This window comes from Variovorax gracilis (assembly GCF_030317115.1).
GTDB lineage: Bacteria > Pseudomonadota > Gammaproteobacteria > Burkholderiales > Burkholderiaceae_C > Variovorax > Variovorax gracilis.
Genome location: NZ_JASZYF010000007.1, coordinates 80,537 through 99,052, shown reverse-complemented (window position 1 = coordinate 99,052; position 18,516 = coordinate 80,537). Strand labels below are relative to the sequence as shown.

At 66.3% G+C, this 18,516-nt stretch carries 19 protein-coding genes; 17 read left to right on the top strand and 2 right to left on the bottom strand.

The features are described from left to right. The first annotated feature begins 91 nt into the window (after positions 1–91). The 3 genes from QTH97_RS15795 (at position 92) to QTH97_RS15785 (ending at position 2,536) form a co-directional block, all read left to right on the top strand. Positions 92–679, top strand: a complete 588-nt coding sequence (locus QTH97_RS15795) for an HdeD family acid-resistance protein (RefSeq protein ID WP_286569223.1) — start codon at positions 92–94, stop codon at positions 677–679. Between the two features lie 91 nt (positions 680–770). Beyond that, entirely contained in the window at positions 771–1,973 is a 1,203-nt protein-coding gene (locus QTH97_RS15790; protein WP_286569222.1) for a lactonase family protein, read from the top strand. A gap of 131 nt (positions 1,974–2,104) precedes the next feature. After that, on the top strand, positions 2,105–2,536 hold the full coding sequence (locus QTH97_RS15785) for an FHA domain-containing protein (protein WP_286569221.1): 432 nt from the start codon (positions 2,105–2,107) through the stop codon (positions 2,534–2,536). A 3-nt stretch (positions 2,537–2,539) separates the two neighbouring features. Here QTH97_RS15785 and QTH97_RS15780 read toward each other — a convergent pair whose 3' ends face one another. After that, complete coding sequence (locus QTH97_RS15780) at positions 2,540–3,073, bottom strand: hypothetical protein (protein ID WP_286569220.1); 534 nt, start codon at positions 3,071–3,073, stop codon at positions 2,540–2,542. Positions 3,074–3,262: 189 nt separating this feature from the next. Between QTH97_RS15780 and QTH97_RS15775 the strand changes: the two genes are divergently transcribed. The 13 genes from QTH97_RS15775 (at position 3,263) to QTH97_RS15715 (ending at position 16,947) form a co-directional block, all read left to right on the top strand. Beyond that, positions 3,263–3,850, top strand: coding sequence for a DUF3305 domain-containing protein (locus QTH97_RS15775; RefSeq protein ID WP_286569219.1), 588 nt, complete (start codon positions 3,263–3,265; stop codon positions 3,848–3,850). Continuing rightward, the gene (locus QTH97_RS15770) at positions 3,795–4,457 is read left to right on the top strand and encodes a DUF3306 domain-containing protein (RefSeq protein ID WP_353655634.1); all 663 of its coding nucleotides are present in this window, start codon (positions 3,795–3,797) and stop codon (positions 4,455–4,457) included. The genes QTH97_RS15775 and QTH97_RS15770 overlap by 56 nt, the downstream gene beginning before the upstream one ends. Then, complete coding sequence (locus QTH97_RS15765) at positions 4,417–6,495, top strand: 4Fe-4S binding protein (RefSeq protein ID WP_286569474.1); 2,079 nt, start codon at positions 4,417–4,419, stop codon at positions 6,493–6,495. Before QTH97_RS15770 ends, QTH97_RS15765 begins: the two co-directional genes overlap by 41 nt. Before the next feature lie 8 nt (positions 6,496–6,503). Next, entirely contained in the window at positions 6,504–7,115 is a 612-nt protein-coding gene (locus QTH97_RS15760) for a TorD/DmsD family molecular chaperone (RefSeq protein ID WP_286569216.1), read from the top strand. Positions 7,116–7,220: 105 nt separating this feature from the next. Then, on the top strand, positions 7,221–7,442 hold the full coding sequence (locus tag QTH97_RS15755) for a formate dehydrogenase (protein WP_286569215.1): 222 nt from the start codon (positions 7,221–7,223) through the stop codon (positions 7,440–7,442). A 17-nt stretch (positions 7,443–7,459) separates the two neighbouring features. Further along, positions 7,460–10,438 (top strand): formate dehydrogenase subunit alpha, encoded by a 2,979-nt coding sequence (locus QTH97_RS15750; protein ID WP_286569214.1) that lies wholly within the window; start codon positions 7,460–7,462, stop codon positions 10,436–10,438. 13 nt (positions 10,439–10,451) lie between these two features. Next, on the top strand, positions 10,452–11,072 hold the full coding sequence (gene fdh3B / locus QTH97_RS15745) for a formate dehydrogenase FDH3 subunit beta (RefSeq protein ID WP_286569213.1): 621 nt from the start codon (positions 10,452–10,454) through the stop codon (positions 11,070–11,072). After that, positions 11,069–11,320: a hypothetical protein gene (locus QTH97_RS15740; protein ID WP_286569211.1), complete on the top strand. Its 252-nt coding sequence runs from the start codon at positions 11,069–11,071 to the stop codon at positions 11,318–11,320. Before fdh3B ends, QTH97_RS15740 begins: the two co-directional genes overlap by 4 nt. Positions 11,321–11,332: 12 nt before the next feature. Continuing rightward, positions 11,333–12,538, top strand: a complete 1,206-nt coding sequence (locus QTH97_RS15735) for a formate dehydrogenase subunit gamma (protein ID WP_286569210.1) — start codon at positions 11,333–11,335, stop codon at positions 12,536–12,538. After that, the gene (locus QTH97_RS15730) at positions 12,535–12,939 is read left to right on the top strand and encodes a hypothetical protein (RefSeq protein WP_286569209.1); all 405 of its coding nucleotides are present in this window, start codon (positions 12,535–12,537) and stop codon (positions 12,937–12,939) included. Before QTH97_RS15735 ends, QTH97_RS15730 begins: the two co-directional genes overlap by 4 nt. Further along, on the top strand, positions 12,936–13,799 hold the full coding sequence (locus tag QTH97_RS15725; RefSeq protein ID WP_286569208.1) for a formate dehydrogenase accessory sulfurtransferase FdhD: 864 nt from the start codon (positions 12,936–12,938) through the stop codon (positions 13,797–13,799). The genes QTH97_RS15730 and QTH97_RS15725 overlap by 4 nt, the downstream gene beginning before the upstream one ends. 47 nt (positions 13,800–13,846) lie before the next feature. Continuing rightward, the gene (locus QTH97_RS15720) at positions 13,847–16,363 is read left to right on the top strand and encodes an ABC transporter permease (RefSeq protein ID WP_286569207.1); all 2,517 of its coding nucleotides are present in this window, start codon (positions 13,847–13,849) and stop codon (positions 16,361–16,363) included. Between the two features lie 11 nt (positions 16,364–16,374). Then, positions 16,375–16,947 carry a GNAT family N-acetyltransferase gene (locus QTH97_RS15715; RefSeq protein WP_286569206.1) on the top strand — a complete coding sequence of 191 codons (573 nt, stop codon included), beginning with the start codon at positions 16,375–16,377 and terminating at the stop codon, positions 16,945–16,947. 69 nt (positions 16,948–17,016) lie between these two features. Here the strand turns inward: QTH97_RS15715 and QTH97_RS15710 are convergent, their stop codons facing one another. After that, the gene (locus tag QTH97_RS15710; RefSeq protein WP_286569205.1) at positions 17,017–18,045 is read right to left on the bottom strand and encodes an isopenicillin N synthase family dioxygenase; all 1,029 of its coding nucleotides are present in this window, start codon (positions 18,043–18,045) and stop codon (positions 17,017–17,019) included. Positions 18,046–18,084: 39 nt separating this feature from the next. On the opposite strand from QTH97_RS15710, the gene QTH97_RS15705 reads away from it, so the two are divergent. Further along, positions 18,085–18,504: a group II truncated hemoglobin gene (locus QTH97_RS15705; RefSeq protein ID WP_286569204.1), complete on the top strand. Its 420-nt coding sequence runs from the start codon at positions 18,085–18,087 to the stop codon at positions 18,502–18,504. The last annotated feature ends 12 nt before the right edge of the window (positions 18,505–18,516 follow it).

Genomic DNA, 18,516 nt, shown 5'->3' with positions numbered 1-18,516 from the left:
ACCAAAGGGCAATTTACGCGCGGTGGACGGCCTCCTATATTCCCGGCTGGACCTAGTCGTCCAGGGGGCATTCGTGCCGGAAGGAGAAACCATGGCGATCGAAAACATGTTCGGACACCTGCGCGGCAACTGGGGATGGATGGCGTTGCGCGGCGTCGCGGCCATCCTCTTTGGCGTGCTCGCCTTCGCGTGGCCGGGCGCCACGCTGCTCACGCTGGCGCTTTTCTGGGGCGCCTACGCCCTGGCCGACGGTGTTTTTTCCATCATCGCGGGACTTCGTATCCGTGAAGGCATCAAGCCGGTCTGGCCGCTCGTGCTGACCGGTCTGATCGGCATCGTCGCGGGAATCGCGGCATTGGGGTGGCCCGGCCTGACGGCCATCGTGCTGCTGATGTTCATCGCCGCATGGGCGATCGTCATCGGCGTGCTCCAGGTCGCGGCCGCGATCCGCATCCGCAAGGAAATCGACAACGAGTGGATGCTGATCCTCTCCGGCGTGGTGTCGATCCTGTTCGGCGCGCTGATGATCCTGAGCCCGGGGCGCGGTGCGGTCGCGCTGGTGTGGGTGATTGCGAGCTATTCGATCGTCTTCGGGCTGATGCTCGTGGTGCTCGCCTTCGAGATGAAGGGCCTGAAGCCGCAGGACCAGCCCGGCATCCCCAGCCGCTTCGGTACCTAGGCAGGCACTTACCCTGAGCCGCTTTGCGGCCTTGGTGACTACGATCCCCCGCAGCCGGACCTCCCCGGTCGACAACAAGGACGGAGACACCATGCGCCTACGCCACAGCCCCTTTCATCCATTTGCACTGGCCACCCTCGTCGCCGCCGCGGCGCTGTCCGGCTGCAGCACGACGCCCGCAGGGTCGCAACCCCAATTGATGCTGGTCGCCAACGACGAGAAGCAGAGCTGGAGCGACGCGGGCGCCGTGGTGCTCGGCGCGCCGGGGCGCGACACCCTGCAGGTGATCGACATTGGCACCGACCCGCTCGCGCCGCGCTCGGTGGCCACCCTGCCGCTGGACAACACCATCGCCGGGCCGCCGACCAACCTGGCGATCACGGCCGACGAGAAACTCGCACTGGTCGCGAACTCCGTCAACGTGGTCGAGGAAGGCGGCGTGCGCAAGCAGGTGCCCGACAACCGCCTGTTCGTCATCGACCTGACGTCCACCCCGCCGAAGCTCATCGATACCGTCGCGGTGGGCAAGCAGCCCTCTGGGCTGTCGATCAATCGTGCGGGCACGCTCGCGCTGGTCGCGAACCGCGCCGACAACTCGATCAGCGTGCTGCGCATCGCGGGCCAGAAGGTGACGCTGATCGATACCGTGGCGATGGGCGAGTCGGTCTCGCACGTGCGCTTCACGCCCGACGGAAGGCGGGCGCTGGCGTCCAAGTTCCCGAACCACAAGATCGCACTGCTCGACGTCGCGGGCGAGAAGGTCACGTACAACAAGGTTGATCTCGCAGCGGGGCTCTGGCCCTACAACGTCGACGTGACGCCGGACGGCAAGCTCGCGCTCACCGCCGACAACGGCAATTCGGGAGCTTCCGACGGGCAGATCGACACCGTGAGCGTGATCGACCTGGAGGCCACGCCGCCGCGCGTCATCGACAAGGTCGTGGTCGGCGATGGCCCCGAGGGGCTGGCCGTGAGCCCGACCGGCAAGTTCGCGGTCGCGGTCCTGCTGCGCGGCAGCAATGCCGCGAAGAACGCGTACTTCTACAACCGCAACGGTTCGGTGGTGGCGCTCAGGATCGACGGCAAGAAGGTGACGCGGGGCAACGAGGTCGAGGTGCGCGGCCTCCCCGAAGGCGCGGTGTTCAGCGCGGACGGCAAGTACCTCTACGTCGGCAACTTCATCGACCAGGACATCACGATCCTGCGCGTGGACGGCGACACGCTGGTGAACACCGGCAAGTCCTTCGGGCTAGCGGGCCATCCGGCGTCGATGCGGGGCCGCGTCACCCATTGAGCGGCGAGTGCTAAATACTGGCCACCCCGTGATGAACAAGAATGGATTAAGCCTTCTGTTTCCGTCTTTCGAAACAGGGGCTCCGTCCTAAGCTCGGTGCCATTCCAAGATAACGAGAGGAATGGCTATCAATGGCAAGACTGATCATCCTGGCCCGGCACGCCAGTGTCCGGCAGGTCAACATCGCGGGTCCGCTCACCACCATCGGGCGTTCAGGCAGCAACAGGGTGTGCATCGACAGTGAGCGCGTGAGCCGGCATCACGCGGCCATCCAGTGGACGGGCGAGGGCTTCATGCTGACCGACATGGGCAGCCGCAACGGCACTTACGTCAACAACGAGAAGGTGCGGGCGCACACGCTGCGCAATGGCGACGCCATCGTCGTCGGCGATTGCCAGTTGCGCTTTCTCTTCAGCAGCAGGACGCTGCCGCCGGTCGAGGCCCTGCGCCTGCTGACGGCACCGGACGCGCTGCTGCAGCTCGAGGAAATGGAAGTGCACAGCAGCCGGGGAAGGCTCCCGAGCGGCCGAAGCGGGCTCGACAACCGCACCTTCGTGCGCTGAGATTCAGGCGAACTGGGCGACGGCCGGCTGGCGTTGCGCTGCCGGAACTGCAACAGGAACGGAGCCGGGTGCGGCGCTACGCGCACGGCGCTCGTCGATCATCCGGGCGGCGAGCTGCGCCGCCATTTCGAGCTTCTTGAGGTCGCGCGCCTCGATGGCCGGGTCCGGGTTGAAGCTGGAGGAATAGAAGGTGCCGTACATCGCGCCGCTGGAAAGCACCACGGGCGCGCTGAGGTAGCAGCCCGCCGGAACGCGCGTGCTCAGCACCTGCTTGCAGAAAGCCAGTTCCAGCGGTTCGGCCTGCTCGTCGATGAACTGGGCACGGTGCGAGGCCTGCATGCGGTGCGACACGCGCTGTCCGTCATTCACTTCGCAGGCGAACGCGGCCTCCATGGCGTGCTGGTCGCGCAGCAGCTTCAGGACCTGGTGAACCGCCGGGTCAAGCAGCGGGTCGCACGAATCCGGCGTGGCGATGAGCAGGTCGGACACCTTCACCTCGAGGGCGCCAATGCCGTAATCGTTCTCGTAGTAGCTCATGCGGGATCTCTCCGTTGGTATGGCTTGATTGAAACGCACAACGACGGAATTTCTCTGAAATGAGAACTATGGTTTCGCTTTTGATCCGACATTTGTCACAAAAGTAGTACGTTGTTTAACATTTTGAAACCTGATCGACCCAATCCCGCGCCGGCGGCCGACGTTTTCGCATCGGCTATCGTCCGGGCCATGGAGATTCCTGAAACCCCCACGGCACACACCCGGCCGGCGGCGCTCGATGTCGCGGTTGTCATGCGGCGTGAGCGACTGCACGGTCCGTCGAGCCATTGGCAGCCCTGGCGCTGGACGCTCGACGCCGTCCTGCCGGATGAACCAGGCTTCGGCGAGGAGCCCCGCCTCATGGACGACCACGAAGGGGAGCAGCACTGGCTGCACCCCGGCTTCAAGGTCGAACTGTTCCGCGACGAGGCCGAGGGCTACCACCTCAACGCGACTGCCCCGGCGCCGTGCTGGTTCGTGCTCTGGCGGATGGAGGAGGAAGCAAGCCTCGCGTCCGAACCGATCCCGCGGCCGGTCGTTGTCACCCTGAGCTATTACGAAGCCGGACGCTGGCTCGACGCGCAGGAAACCGTCGAGCAGGTGCCGGCGCCCCAGGAGGTGGTGGACTGGCTTCGCGCCTTCGTGCAGGAGCACTACATGATCGAACCCAAGCGCCGCAAGCGGCCCGAAAGCTTCAGGCCGCTGGTCGATCGCTTCGGCAATGCGGCCAGCGTGTCGACCGAGAAGAAGCGCGGCCGGGGAGCGGGGGATGTCTGAAGGCTTCTTCGACCGCTGGTCTCGTCGCAAGCAGCAGGTGCGCGCCGGGGAGGTGCCGGAGGATCCGAAGCCCCAACCTGAAGCGCCACTTGCTGCCGCGACACCCGTGGCCGTCGAGCCGGCGCAAGAGGCGGTCCCTCCGGCCGATCTCCCGCCCGAGCCGCCGCCCCTCACCCTGGCCGATGCCGAGGCCTTGACCATCGACTCGGATTTCAAGCCTTTCGTGGCGAAAGGCGTCGCGCCCGATGTCAGGAACGCCGCCTTCAAGAAACTTTTTGCCGATCCGCACTTCAATGTGATGGACGGCCTGGACACCTACATCGACGACTATTCCAGGCCGTCACCCCTGCCCGAGAGCGTGCTGCGCCAGATGGCGAGCGCGAAGTTCCTGAATCTCTTCGACGAAGAGCCCGAACAGTCCGATGAAACTCCCAGGGACGATGGCTTGCCGGGCGTGGCACAGTCGAGCGATCCCGAACCCCGTCCCAGCCCGCCGGTTGCCGATGCGCGACCCGCCAGCCAAGAACCTGATGACCACCACGCTGATCTGCGATTGCAACAAGACGATGCCCCTCGAGCCGAAGACGCTCGGGACGGCGCTGGCTGAGACACTTCCCCTCCATTCCGCGCTGTGCCGCCGCGAGGCGGCCTCATTCCAGCGTGCCATTCAATCGGGCGACGACGTGGTGGTCGCCTGCACGCAGGAGAAGCGCCTGTTCGGCGAACTGGCAGGGCAGACGCCCGAGGCCGCGTCGCCGATCCGTTTCGTCAACATCCGCGAGACCGGCGGCTGGAGCCGTGATGCAAAGAGCGCCATGCCGAAGATCGCCGCACTTCTGGCCGCCGCCAGCCTGCCCGATCCCGACCCTGTCGCGACCGTGAGCTATGCGAGCCAGGGGCGGCTGCTGATCATCGGCGCGCTGGATGCGGCGGAGAAAGTAGCGGCCCTCGTGTCCGACACGCTGGACGTGACGATCTTTTCGCGAGGGCCTGGCGAACTTGGCGGCGCGCAGGAGCGCCGCTGGCCCGTGGCCGCCGGGCGGCTCGATTCGCTCGCGGGATGGCTCGGCGCATTCAAGCTGCAGTGGACCCGCGACAACGCGATCGACCTGGATCTCTGCACCCGCTGCAACGCCTGTGTGGCCGCTTGCCCGGAACAGGCCATCGGCCTCGACTACCAGATCGACAACGCCAAGTGCACTTCGCACCGCGATTGCGAACGCGCCTGCACCGTGGCGGGCGCCATCAACTTCAGCCGCGCGCCGGAGCAGCTCGACGGCGCTTTCGACCTGGTGCTCGACTTGGACGCCGCGCCGGTCATCGACTGGCATGCGCCGCCGCAGGGCTACTTCCATCTGCCTGGCGGCATGGCGAATCCGCTGGGCCTGCAGACGCTGCTGCGCCTGCGAGAGATGGTCGGCGAGTTCGAGAAGCCGAAGTTCTTCGACTACAAGCAGAAGCTCTGCGCGCACAGCCGCAACGAGGTCGTCGGCTGCGATGCCTGCATCGAAGTCTGCTCGGCGCATGCGGTGTCGAGCGACAAGGAACGCCAGCGCATCGTCGTCAACCCCAACCTCTGCGTCGGCTGCGGCGCCTGCACGACCGTGTGCCCGACGGGTGCGCTCGGCTACACCTATCCGCGCGCTCCCGACCAGGGGCTCAGGCTGCGCACCTTGCTGTCCACCTACGCGGGTGCCGGCGGGCGCGATGCCGCGCTGCTGCTGCACAGCCAGGAAGCCGGACAGGCGCTGGTGGAACAGCTCGGGCGGCAGGCCCAACTCGGCAAGGCGCAGGGCGTGCCGGCGAACGTCATCCCCGTCGGCCTCTTCCATGCGGCGAGCACCGGCATCGATCTATGGCTCAGCGCCGTGGCCTTCGGTGCGACGCAGGTCGTCGTGCTGATCACCGGTGAGGAAGCGCCGCAGTATGTCGCCGCGCTCAGGAAGCAGATGGACATCGCGCAGACGCTTCTGCTCGGCCTCGGCTACACGGGCACGCATTTCAGGCTGATCGAGGCTGCCTCGGTGCTGACGCTGGACGGCGCGCTCGCCGCCTTGCGCGACACGCGACAGCAGGTGCCCGCGAAGCCAGCCCGCTATGCGGTCGGCGCCGAGAAGCGCAGCACGCTCGAACTCGCGCTCGATCACCTCATGGACGGGTCGCCGGCGCTGAAGGCGCCCGCCACCGAGCCGATCGCGATCCCCTTGCCGCAAGGCTCGCCCTTCGGCGCCATCGCTGTGGACAAGGACAAGTGCACCCTGTGCCTTGCCTGCGTCAGCGCCTGCCCGGCGAGCGCGCTGCAGGACAACCAGAATGCGCCGCAGCTTCGCTTCGTCGAGAAGAACTGCGTGCAGTGCGGGCTGTGCGAAACCACCTGCCCCGAAAGCGCGATCTCGCTCGTGCCCCGGCTGCTGGTGTCGGCAGAGCGCAAGCAGCCGGTCGTGCTCAACGAGGCCAAGCCCTGGTCCTGCATCCGTTGCTCGAAGCCCTTCGGCACACAGAAGGCCATCGAGGCCATGCTCGGCAAGCTGGCCGGCCACGCCATGTTCCAGGGCGAGGCGCTGGAGCGATTGAAGATGTGCAGCGACTGCCGGGTCATCGACCTGTACAGCGCGCAGAACGAAATGAAGATCACGCAGCTATGAGCCAGAGCATGAGTATCCCCGTCTCCTCCGCCCTGGATGAAGAGATCGCGCGCGCCGAGCTGTATGGACTGCTGGCACGCCTCTGGTACGCCGCACCCGATGCGGAGTTGCTCGAGGCCTTCCAGGTCGCGCCGACCGAAGCGCCGGCCGCCGGCGCATTCCTGGAGGAGCCCTGGCGGCAACTCGTGGGCGCCGCGCGCGGCACCGATGCGGCCGCGGCGCGCGACGAATATGACGCTCTTTTCGGCGGCATCGGCAAGCCGGAGGTCTATCTTTTCGGCTCGCACTACCTGAGCGGCTTTCTCAACGACAAGCCGCTTGCGCATCTACGCAACGATCTGGATCGGATGGGTCTTGCGCGCGATGAGTCGATTCCCGAAACGGAGGATCACATTTCCTGCCTTTTCGAAGTCTTGCGCTATCTCATTGCGGGAGAAGACGTGGCGGTGGCGAACCTGACGCAGCAGCAGGCCTTCTTTTCGACCCACGTGCAGTCATGGCTGCCCGCCTTGTGCGACGCTGTGTCGCAGCACCCCAAAGCCCGCTTCTATGCCGCGCTGGCAGGGTTTACCCGCGCTTTCGCGGAAGTCGAGAGCCAGGGCTTCGACATGCTGGACTGAGACCGAGGGGTATTCGGGATACCGCTTGTTAGGGTCTCGACTAGTATCCAAACGTATGTAACTGGTTTCATATCTCGTTTAGCCTAAGCCACTCCTGGAGCAGTCATGCAGGACAGCCATTCCGGTCCCCAGCCGGCATCCCGCCGGGGATTCTTTTTCGGTGCCGCCACGGTCGGCGCCGCCGCAGCAGCCGTCACGGTGCTGCCGAAAGTCGTCGAGACGCCTGCCGCCTCGGCGGCACCTGATCTCAAGCCCGCGCCCGAGAAGGGCGGGGGCTACTCGCTGAGCGAGCACGTCAAGCGTTACTACAAGACCACGTCGGCCTGACAACGAGGCAACCCACGATGCTATTGACCAAGAAAGCGTCTGGCGCCACGCGTGACGGCGCCTCTCCTTCCACGTCGCCCTTTGTCCACAGCCTGCGGCGCGGCCTCTCCAACGCGCTGCCGACCATGGACCGGCGCTCCTTCCTGCGGCGCTCCGGCCTGGGGGTCGGCGTCGGCCTCGCGGCCGGACAGCTCGCGCTGATCCGCAAGTCCAACGCCGCCGAAGGGCGGCCGACCGCGGTCGGTGCCGGCAAGGTCGAGGTCCGGCGCACCATCTGCTCGCACTGCTCCGTCGGTTGCGCCTCGGATGCGGTGGTCGAGAACGGCGTGTGGGTCCGGCAGGAGCCGGTGTTCGATTCGCCGATCAACCTCGGAGCGCACTGTGCCAAGGGCGCCGCTCTGCGCGAACACGGCCATGGCGAATACCGCCTTCGCTATCCGATGAAGCTCGTCAACGGCAAGTACGAGCGCATCAGTTGGGACACTGCGCTCGACGAGATCACCGCCAAGCTCAAGGAACTTTCGAAGGCCAGCGGCCCCGACTCCGTCTACTGGATCGGCTCCAGCAAGCACAGCAACGAGCAGGCGTACCTGATGCGCAAGTTCGTGAGCTTCTTCGGCAGCAACAACTGCGACCACCAGGCGCGAATCTGCCACTCGACCACCGTCGCCGGCGTGGCGAACACATGGGGCTACGGCGCCATGACCAATTCGTACAACGACATGCGCAACGCGAAGGTCGCGCTGTACATCGGCTCGAACGCGGCCGAGGCCCATCCGGTGAGCATGCTGCACATGCTGCATGCCAAGGAAAACGGCTGCAAGATGATCGTGGTCGATCCGCGCTTCACCCGCACGGCAGCCAAGGCCGACGAATACGTGCGCATCCGCTCGGGATCGGACATTCCCTTCCTCTTCGGCGTGCTGCACCACATCTTCAAGAACGGCTGGGAAGACAAGAAGTACATCAATGATCGCGTCTTCGGCATGGACGATGTGCGCGCCGAGGTGCTGGCCAAGTGGACGCCGGACAAGGTCGAGGAGGCCTGCGGCGTGAAGGAAGCGCAGGTCCTCAAGGTTGCGACCTGGCTCAACGAGAACCGTCCGGGCACCATCGTCTGGTGCATGGGCCAGACGCAGCACACCATCGGCAACGCCATCGTGCGCGCCTCGTGCATCCTGCAACTCGCGCTGGGCAACGTCGGCACGGCGGGCGGCGGAACCAACATCTTCCGCGGCCACGACAACGTGCAAGGCGCCACCGACGTGGGCCCGAACCCCGATTCGCTGCCCGGCTACTACGGCCTGGTCGAAGGATCGTGGAAGCACTTCGCTGCGACCTGGGGCGTGGACTTCGAGTGGATCAAGGGCCGCTTCGCCTCGCCCGCGATGATGAGCAAGCCCGGCATCACCGTCTCGCGCTGGATCGACGGCGTGCTCGAGAAGAACGAGTTGATCGACCAGGACTCGAACCTGCGCGGCGTGTTCTATTGGGGCCACGCACCGAACTCACAGACCCGCGGGCTGGAAATGAAGCGGGCGATGGACAAGCTCGACCTGCTGGTGGTCGTCGATCCGTATCCGTCGGCGACCGCGGCCATGGCCGCCATGCCGGGCCGGCCCGAAGACCAGAACCCGAACCGCGCGGTCTACCTGCTGCCGGCGTGCACGCAGTTCGAGACCAGCGGATCGTGCACGGCATCGAACCGCTCACTCCAGTGGCGCGAGAAGGTCATCGAGCCGCTGTGGGAAAGCCGCAGCGACCACATGATCATGCAGCAGTTCGCCGATCGCCTCGGTTTCGGCAAGGAATTGAGCAAGAACTACAAGATGCAGAAGGTCAAGGGCATGGACGAGCCCGTGCCCGAGGACATCCTGCGCGAGATCAACAAGTGCTGCTGGGCCATCGGCTACACCGGCCAGAGCCCGGAACGCCTGCAGGCGCACATGCGCAACATGGGCGCATTCGACGTGCGCACGCTCAAGGCGAAGGGCTCCGTCAAGGACAAGATCAATGGCTACGACATCGCGGGCGACTACTTCGGCCTGCCGTGGCCCTGCTACGGCACGCCCGAACTGAAGCACCCGGGCTCGCCGAACCTGTACGACACCTCCAAGCATGTCATGGAAGGCGGCGGAAACTTCCGCGCGAACTTCGGCGTGGAGCGCAACGGCAAGAACCTGCTGGCCGAGGACGGATCGCATTCGCTCGGCGCGGCCATCACGACCGGCTATCCGGAACTCGACCACCTGCTCCTCAAGAAGCTCGGCTGGTGGGACGAGCTCAGCGACGCGGAGAAGACCAAGGCCGACGGCAAGAACTGGAAGACCGACAGCTCGGGCGGCATGATCCGCGTGTTCATGAAGAACCACGGCTGCCATCCCTTCGGCAATGCCAAGGCGCGCGCCGTGGTGTGGAACTTCCCCGATGCGATTCCGCAGCATCGCGAGCCGCTCTACGGCACGCGGCCGGATCTCGCGGCGAAATACCCGACGCACGACGACAAGATGGCCTTCTGGCGCCTGCCCACGCTCTACAAGAGCGTGCAGCAGCGCAACATCGCGGACAAGGTCGCGGAGAAGTTCCCGTACATCATGACCTCCGGCCGCCTGGTCGAATACGAGGGCGGCGGCGAGGAAACGCGCTCCAACCCGTGGCTTGCCGAGCTGCAGCAACAGATGTTCATCGAGATCAACCCGCGGGTGGCCGCCGAGAAGGGCATCCGCAACGGCGAGCGCGCCTGGGTCCTCACGCCCACCGGTGCGCGGCTCAACGTGCAGGCCCTGGTGACCGAGCGCGTGGGCCCCGACACGGTGTTCCTGCCCTTCCACTTCTCCGGCCACTGGCAGGGGGCGGACATGCTGGCCTATTACCCCAAGGGTGCGCATCCGATCGTGCGCGGCGAGGCCATCAACACCAGCACTACCTACGGCTACGACAGCGTGACGATGATGCAGGAAACCAAGACGACGGTCTGCAACGTCGAGAAGGCATAAGAGAGGAATCCCCATGGCAAGAATGAAATTCGTCTGCGATTCCGAGCGCTGCATCGAATGCAACGGCTGTGTCACGGCCTGCAAGAACGAGAACGAGGTGCCGTGGGGCGTGAACCGCCGCCGCGTGGTCACGCTCAATGACGGGGTGCCGGGCGAGCGCTCCATCTCCGTGGCGTGCATGCATTGTTCCGACGCGCCCTGCATGGCGGTGTGCCCGGTGCAGTGCTTCTATCGCACCGACGAAGGCGTGGTGCTGCACGACAAGGACGTGTGCATCGGCTGCGGCTATTGCTCGTATGCCTGCCCGTTCGGCGCGCCGCAGTTCCCGTCGCAGGGCACCTTCGGTGCGCGCGGCAAGATGGACAAGTGCACCTTCTGCGCCGGCGGTCCCGAAGCCAACGGCTCGCAGGCCGAGTTCGAGAAGTACGGCCGCAACCGCCTGGCCGAAGGCAAGCTGCCGGCCTGTGCCGAGATGTGCTCGACCAAGGCGCTGCTCGCGGGCGACGGCGACGTCGTCGCCGACATCTTCCGCACGCGCGTGGTCCATCGCGGCAAGGGCGCCGAAGTCTGGGGCTGGGGCACCGCCTACGGCTCGCAGACGGCCGGCACGCCGACCAACGGAGGCTCGAAATGAAGCGCGCGCTGGCAGCGGCGGCGCTGATCTCGGCCGCGGTGCTCTTGGGCGCCTGCGGCGAGAAGCCGCAGACGAATGCGCATGGCGTACGGCTGGACGCGGCCCCGTGGACCGGCACCGGCACGCAGCCCAACACCGGAACGGCTTTTACCGCGAGCGGCTGGCAGCCGGGCGACAGGTCGTCGTGGGAGCAACATCTCAAGACGCGCGCCCAGAATGGCCAGAACGAATACAACCGGATCAACTGACCCGGAGGTTGCATGAGACAAGTGCTTAACGCCCTGGTGATGGTCGCGGTACTGGGCTGCGGCATGGCCAATGCGCAGACGCCGGACACGTCCGCCGCACCCGCCGCACCGGCAGCCGCTGCACCCGCGCAAACGCCCGGCGGCATCCGCAGCCAGAACATCTTCGACGTCAAGCCGGAAGCCAGCGCCAGCCCGAACTACCTCAACCAGACCAACGGCGAGCGTCAGCGCGTGCAGCCGGGGAACAACGCCCCCATGTGGCGCGAGGTGAGCGGCGGTGTCACGGGCTTCAGCAGCCTGCCGACCAGCGAGGCGCCCGAGGCGGGCAACCTGATCCAGCGCTTCGTCCAGTATCCGGGGTCGCACTACACCAACGCCGGCGAGGCGTGGCGTCAGGTGCGCAACAACTGGATCATTCCCTACGGCGCGGCGTTGCTCTTCGTGACCCTGCTGGCATTGGCGATCTTCTACTTCACGCGCGGGCGTATCGGCCTGCACGGCCAGGAAACCGGGCGCAAGATCGAGCGCTTCACGCCCTTCGAGCGGGCCACGCACTGGTCTAACGCGACCGCCTTCGTCGTGCTGGCGATCTCGGGCATCGTGATGGCCTTCGGCAAGTTCTTCCTCCTGCCGGTGCTCGGCGGTGCGCTGTTCGGTTACCTGACCTATGTGCTCAAGACCGTGCACAACTTCGTCGGCCCGCTGTTCGTGGTGACCACGATCTTCATGATCGTCACCTTCATCCGCAGCAATTGGCCGAGCAAGGATGACCTGACCTGGCTCCGTCATGGCGGCGGGCTGTTCGGTGGCGGCACGGAACCCCCGTCGCATCGCTTCAACGCGGGCGAGAAGCTGGTGTTCTGGGGCGGCGTGCTGTTCCTCGGCAGCCTCGTCATCGGCTCGGGGCTCTTCCTCGACAAGCTGCTGCCGGGCTTCGTCTACACGCGCGGCGAGATGCAGATCGCACACATGATCCACGCCGTCGCCACGCTGTGCATGATGGCCTTGATCATGGGCCACATCTACATCGGTACGCTCGGCATGAAGGGCGCTTACAAGGCGATGCGCGAAGGCTATGTCGACGAGACGTGGGCCAAGGAGCATCATCCGCTCTGGTACGACGACATTGCGGCTGGCAAGATTCCGGCGCAGCGGACCGTTCAGGCGCGCGAGCATGCACCCGTGCAGAGCGTCCGGGTCGAAGGAAACCCCTCATGAACAAAACTCTGAACCTCTGCGGCCTCTTGCTCGGCCTGGCCGTCGCATCCGCCGCTGTGGCCAAGCTGCCCGCACCGGCCGCCACGCCCGAAGCGAAGGCCAAGGCGGCCGAAACCGCCGCGAAGACGGCCTGGAGCGCCAAGGTCGACGGCTATCAGCTCTGCCAGGCGCAGACCCGTGTCGCGAATCACGTCCGCGAAGGCCTGGTCGCCGCTGGCAAGCCGGTGCCGACAGCAACGCCGACACCGCCTTGCACCGATCCGGGTCCCTTCGCCTTCGCGCCGCCCGCCGAAGTGAAGCCGATCGAGGCCTCGGGCGCCCATTCACCCGCGACGACCGCCGCTTCGCCGCCGAGTTCCAACCAGACTTCGGCCGAGACGAATCCCGCGCCCAAGAAGTGAGGCTGCCACGCCTGACGCAGGCCCGGGCGCCGCTCACGCGTGAGGTCGAGATCGTCGATGAGCATGGCGAACCGGGCCTCGTCTCCATCCCTGCCGAACGCGACCTGACGGTCTACGTCGACCGCCGCGAACTCGTCACGCTGATGACGCTGGGCGCGCAGCCCGAACTGCTGGTGCTTGGCTACCTGCTGAACCAGCGTCTCATCGAATCGGCCGGGGACGTCGAATCCATCACAGTCGACTGGGAAGTCGGCGCTGCCGCCGTGAAGACCCGCGCCGGCATCGACCGCATCGAGGAGCGCACCGCGAAGAAGGTGGTGACCACGGGCTGCGGCCAGGGCAGCGTGTTCGGCGAACTGATGGCCGGCATCGACCGCCTCCAGTTGCCCGACACGCGCATGACGCAGGCGCAGCTCTATGCGCTGGTGAATGCGATCCGCCTCCAGGAAAGCACCTATAAGTCGGCGGGCTCGGTGCACGGCTGCGCGCTCTTCACGCTCCGAGATGACGGCAGCGAGGTGCAGATGCAGTGCTTCATCGAGGACGTGGGCCGCCATAACGCCATCGACACCATCGCCGGCTGGATCGCGATGCAGCCGCCGAGCCGGTTGGCCGGCGGGCGGGTGTTCTACACGACCGGCCGCCTGACCAGCGAGATGGTCATCAAGTCGGCGCAGATGGGCGTAGCCATCGTGGTGTCGCGCAGCGGCATGACGCAGATGGGCCACGAGGTCGCGACGCGCGTCGGCCTTTGCGCGATCGGGCGCGCGACCAACCGGCGCTTCATCTGCTATGCGGGTGTGGATCGCCTCGTGCTGCAGCCGGAGCTGGCGGGCGCGCGGCCGGCAACCACCGTCTAAGACCTTCGGTTTGGCGGGCGGTGGCCGCTCGGCTATCGTCGTGCCCCATGAACGCTTTCCTTCGCCTTGGCTGGCGCACGCTCTGGCGCGATCTTCGCGCGGGCGAGCTTCGTCTCCTGATCGTTGCCGTGCTGCTGGCGGTGGCGGCGCTTACGGCGGTCGGCTTCTTCGCCGATCGGCTCAAGGGCGGATTGCAGCGCGACGCGCGCCAGTTGCTGGGAGGCGACGCAGTCCTCGCGACCGACAACCCGACACCGGCCGTTTTCGTCGAACGCGCGAGGGCCCTGGGCCTGGAGGGCGCGAGCACTTACGGCTTCCCGACGATGGCGCGCGCGGACGAGGCGCAGGGTGGCGCGAGCAAACTGGTCGCCCTCAAGGCTGTCACGGCCGGCTACCCGCTGCGAGGCAATCTGCAGGTGAGTACCGATCCGGCCGGGCCGGGCCAGAACACGCGTGATGTGCCCGCGTCCGGCGAAGCCTGGGTCGATGCGTCGCTGCTCGATTCGCTCTCGCTCAAGGTGGGCGACACGCTCCTGCTCGGCGATGCCGGCCTGCGCATCGCGCGCGTGATCACGCTCGAACCCGACCGCGGCGCCGGCTTCATGAGCTTCGCGCCGCGCGTGATGCTCAATCAGGCCGACGTGCCGCGCACGGGCCTCGTGCAACCGGCAAGCCGCGTGAGCTACCGCTTTGCGGTAGCCGGTGAACCGGCGGCGGTGAAGCGCTTCAGCGACTGGGCCGAGGCGACGATCAAGAAGGGCGAGGTGCGCGGCGCACGCCTCGATTCCTTCGAGAGCGGCCGGCCCGAGATGCGCCAGACGCTCGACCGTGCCGAGAAATTCCTCAATCTCGTTGCGCTGCTCGCCGCGCTCCTATCGGCTGTTGCCGTCGCGTTGGCAGCGCGTGGCTTCGCAGCCAGCCACCTCGACGATTGCGCCATGCTGCGGGTGCTCGGCCAGAGTCAGCGCACCATCGCCGGCGCCTACGCCTTCGAGTTTGCGGTGATCGGCGTGATCGCCAGCGCGCTGGGCGTCGCCATCGGGTTTGGCGTGCACTACGCGTTCGTGGTGCTGCTCGCGGGGCTGGTGCAAAGCGCGCTGCCCGCACCGACACTCTGGCCGGTCATCTTCGGCTTCGGCGTGGGGCTCACGCTGCTGTTCGCCTTCGGCTTGCCGCCGGTGCTGCAGCTTGCGCGCGTGCCGCCGCTGCGCGTGATTCGCCGCGACGTGGGCAACCTGAAGCCGGCATCGATCGCCGTGCTCGGGCTGGGCGTGGCAGGCTTTGCGGCATTGCTGGTGGCCGCCAGCAGCGACCTGAAGCTGGGGCTCATTGCCGTCGGCGGCTTCGCGGCAGCCGTAGCGGTATTCGCATTGCTGAGTTGGATTGCCGTCCTGCTGCTGCGCCGCAGCGTCAACGAGACGACGGCGCCGCGCTGGCTGGTGTTGGCCACGCGCCAGATCTCCGCGCGGCCCGCCTATGCGGTGGTGCAGGTCAGCGCGCTGGCGGTGGGCCTGCTCGCGCTGATCCTGCTGGTGCTGCTGCGCACGGACCTCGTGTCGAGCTGGCGCAAGGCCACGCCGCCGGATGCGCCGAACCGCTTCGTCATCAACGTGATGCCGGATCAGAGTGACGTGTTCCAGAAGACGCTGCGCGACAACGGCGTGCGCAAGTTCGACTGGTACCCGATGATCCGCGGGCGCCTGGTCGCCATCAACGACAAGCCGGTGTCGCCCGACGACTATGTGGACGATCGCGCGAAGCGGCTGGTCGACCGGGAGTTCAACCTCAGCAACAGCGTTGAAGCACCGGCGCACAACATCGTCACCGCGGGTACGTGGAAGCCGGGTGCAGCCGGCGAGGTGAGCGTCGAGGAGGGTCTCGCCCAGACGCTGGGACTGAAGCTGGGCGACGCACTGCGATTCGACATCGGCGGCATGCAGAACGACGCGCGCATTACGTCGCTGCGCAAGGTCGACTGGGGATCGATGCATGCGAATTTCTTCGTGATGTACACCGTGGCCTCGCTCGCCGACGTGCCGGTGACGTACATGGGCGCGTTCCGCGCGCCGGATGTGAAGGGCTTCGACAACGCGTTGGTGCGCACCTATCCGAACGTGACCAACGTCGACATGAGCGCGACGATCGGGCAGGTGCAGCGCGTGCTCGACCAAGTGATCCGCGCGGTGGAGTTCCTGTTCGGCTTCACGCTGGCGGCGGGGCTGGTCGTGCTGTTCGCGGCGGTCACGGCCACTCGCGAGGAGCGTGCGCGCGAGTTCGCGGTGATGCGAGCGGTGGGTGCACGGGCGAGCCTGCTGCGGCAGGTGCAGCGCGCAGAGCTGGCGGGCGTCGGCTTGCTGGCGGGCTTCTTGGCGAGCATCGTGGCCTCGGTCATCGGCTGGGCGCTCGCGCGCTTCGTGTTTGATTTCACGTGGACTGCATCGCCGCTGGTTCCGATTGCAGGCGCGCTCGCAGGTGCGGTTCTGGCACTCGCTGCCGGATGGTGGGGGCTGCGCGAGGTGTTGCGTCGGCCGGTGGTGGCGACGCTGCGGCAGGCGGCTGAATAGCGGACGTCGGGATGGCCGAGCGCATCGAGTTCGACAGCGAGCGACTGCATCTGCGGCAATGGCGCGCCGCCGATCGGGAGGCCTTCGCGAAGTTGAATGCGGATCCGCGTGTGATGGAGTTCTTCCCCGCGCCGCTGTCGCGCTCCGAGAGTGATGCGGTGGCAGACCGTTGCGCGCAGGGTATCGATGAAAGAGGTTGGGGGTTCTGGGTCGTCGAAGAGCGTGCGAGCGGAACTCCGATCGGTTTCACTGGGCTCAGCGTGCCGAGGCCCGATCTGCCGTGCTCGCCCTGCGTCGAGATCGGGTGGCGGCTGGCGCATGCGTACTGGGGCAAGGGCTACGCGACCGAGGCTGCGCGTGCTTCCTTGAGAGTGGGCTTCGAGACGCTCGCGCTGTCGGAGATCGTTGCTTTCACTGCAGTACCCAATCTGCCCTCGGAGGCGGTGATGAAGCGTCTGGGGATGGTGGCTGATGGGACCTTTGAACATCCGGCCATTCCTGTGGGTCATCCGCTTCGCTTGCACAAGCTGTACCGACTCTCGCGTGACGCGTGGCTTTCTCAAGGGCTTGATGGCGACCTTTGAAGGTGTCGGGCAGCGCCGTCGGGCGGTGAACCTGTGCCGCCCCCAGGGCAAGCAATCATCAAGACGACCCTAAAGCACTTCGTCCCGGAGCTGTGGAAACACCTTCGACACTTTCGCCAGCAGGTAGTCACCGTACTTGCCGCTGAAGGCATGCACATTGGCCCGATCCCATCGCACCGCGCTGTCGTCCAGTGCATCGGCGCCGGCAAGCCCTTCGATGCGCTGAACTCGTGCCTCGAAGTTGGGGTCGAAGAACAGCGGAAATGAAAGCCGATCACGACCCGAGGTATTGCGCATCACGCGATGCGGCGTCGACTTGAACAGCCCACCGGTCATGCGGTCCAGCATGTCGCCGATGTTGCAGACGAACGAATGCGGAACCGGTGGTGCTTCGATCCATCCACCCGGTGTGCGGACCTGCAGGCCGCCGACGTCATCCTGGCGCAGGATGGTGAGCAGGCCGTAGTCCGTATGCTCGCCCACACCCCAGTGCACGTCCATGCCCTCCGGCACCGACTGGGTCGGGTAGTTGAAGATGCGGAACAGGATCAACGGGTCGGCCGTGTAGCGCTCGGCGAAGTACGTCGCCGGCAAGCCGAGGCTCAGCGCGATGCATTCCATCAAACGGTGGCCCAACCGAGTGACTGCATCGATGTAGGCGAGCACGGTATCGCGAAATCCTTCGATGTCCGGGAAGAGGTTCGGCCCGTGCACTGGCGTGCGAGCCCGAACCAGCGGATGGTCTTCGGACAGTTCGGTGCCGAGGTAGAGGCCTTCCTTCCAGTCGGGCCGGCCCGAGGTCAGCTCGCCGGCGAGCGGGAAATAGCCGCGCCACGCGCGCCCGCCCAGCGCCATCCGCCACTGCATCTTGGTGGCCTCGTCGAGCGCGAAGAAGCGGCGGCTCAGGTCTTCGAGCCGCGTCACGAGAGCCTCGTCGACGCCATGGCCCGTGATGTAGAAAAAGCCATGCGCGCGGCACGCGGCGCCGATCCGTGCGGCGACGTCGGCGCGACCTGCGGCGTTGGCCGCCAGCGCCGAAATGTCGATGATCGGGAGGGCATCGCTGCTGCCCGAAGAAGGTGGGGTCAAATCACGCATGCCCCGATGGTGCCGCAAGTCTTGGAGACAATCTCGCCTATGCAAATTCAGGACAAACCGCCCTTCGACACGCCCTTCGAATGGATTGGCGGCGAGGACAAGGTCCACGCCTTGGTCGAACGCTTCTACGATCTCATGGACCTCGAGCCGGCCTACGCACAATTGCGCGCCGTGCACGGCACGACGCTGGACAATGCGCGACAGCGTCTCTTCTGGTTCCTCTGCGGCTGGCTCGGCGGCCCGCAGCACTACACCGACCGCTTCGGCCATCCGATGCTGCGCGCCCGCCATCTGCCTCAGAGCATCGGCGGCCACACCATCGGCATCAAGGAACGCGATCAATGGCTTGCGTGCATGGACCAGGCGATGGGAGAGACCGGCGTGCCGGAAGACCTTCGCGATCGGCTGCGCGGATCGTTCTTCCAGACGGCTGACTGGATGCGCAATCGCGGCGGATAGTCGCTCGGGCGT

Excerpts from the sequence above, each read along its gene's own strand:
- QTH97_RS15795 (WP_286569223.1), top strand. The coding sequence starts at position 92 with ATGGCGATCGAAAACATGTTCGGACACCTGCGCGGCAACTGGGGATGG.
- QTH97_RS15790 (WP_286569222.1), top strand. The coding sequence starts at position 771 with ATGCGCCTACGCCACAGCCCCTTTCATCCATTTGCACTGGCCACCCTC.
- QTH97_RS15785 (WP_286569221.1), top strand. The coding sequence starts at position 2,105 with ATGGCAAGACTGATCATCCTGGCCCGGCACGCCAGTGTCCGGCAGGTC.
- QTH97_RS15780 (WP_286569220.1), bottom strand. The coding sequence starts at position 3,073 with ATGAGCTACTACGAGAACGATTACGGCATTGGCGCCCTCGAGGTGAAG.
- QTH97_RS15775 (WP_286569219.1), top strand. The coding sequence starts at position 3,263 with ATGGAGATTCCTGAAACCCCCACGGCACACACCCGGCCGGCGGCGCTC.
- QTH97_RS15770 (WP_353655634.1), top strand. The coding sequence starts at position 3,795 with ATGCGGCCAGCGTGTCGACCGAGAAGAAGCGCGGCCGGGGAGCGGGGG.
- QTH97_RS15765 (WP_286569474.1), top strand. The coding sequence starts at position 4,417 with ATGCCCCTCGAGCCGAAGACGCTCGGGACGGCGCTGGCTGAGACACTT.
- QTH97_RS15760 (WP_286569216.1), top strand. The coding sequence starts at position 6,504 with ATGAGTATCCCCGTCTCCTCCGCCCTGGATGAAGAGATCGCGCGCGCC.
- QTH97_RS15755 (WP_286569215.1), top strand. The coding sequence starts at position 7,221 with ATGCAGGACAGCCATTCCGGTCCCCAGCCGGCATCCCGCCGGGGATTC.
- QTH97_RS15750 (WP_286569214.1), top strand. The coding sequence starts at position 7,460 with ATGCTATTGACCAAGAAAGCGTCTGGCGCCACGCGTGACGGCGCCTCT.
- fdh3B (WP_286569213.1), top strand. The coding sequence starts at position 10,452 with ATGGCAAGAATGAAATTCGTCTGCGATTCCGAGCGCTGCATCGAATGC.
- QTH97_RS15740 (WP_286569211.1), top strand. The coding sequence starts at position 11,069 with ATGAAGCGCGCGCTGGCAGCGGCGGCGCTGATCTCGGCCGCGGTGCTC.
- QTH97_RS15735 (WP_286569210.1), top strand. The coding sequence starts at position 11,333 with ATGAGACAAGTGCTTAACGCCCTGGTGATGGTCGCGGTACTGGGCTGC.
- QTH97_RS15730 (WP_286569209.1), top strand. The coding sequence starts at position 12,535 with ATGAACAAAACTCTGAACCTCTGCGGCCTCTTGCTCGGCCTGGCCGTC.
- QTH97_RS15720 (WP_286569207.1), top strand. The coding sequence starts at position 13,847 with ATGAACGCTTTCCTTCGCCTTGGCTGGCGCACGCTCTGGCGCGATCTT.
- QTH97_RS15715 (WP_286569206.1), top strand. The coding sequence starts at position 16,375 with ATGGCCGAGCGCATCGAGTTCGACAGCGAGCGACTGCATCTGCGGCAA.
- QTH97_RS15710 (WP_286569205.1), bottom strand. The coding sequence starts at position 18,045 with ATGCGTGATTTGACCCCACCTTCTTCGGGCAGCAGCGATGCCCTCCCG.
- QTH97_RS15705 (WP_286569204.1), top strand. The coding sequence starts at position 18,085 with ATGCAAATTCAGGACAAACCGCCCTTCGACACGCCCTTCGAATGGATT.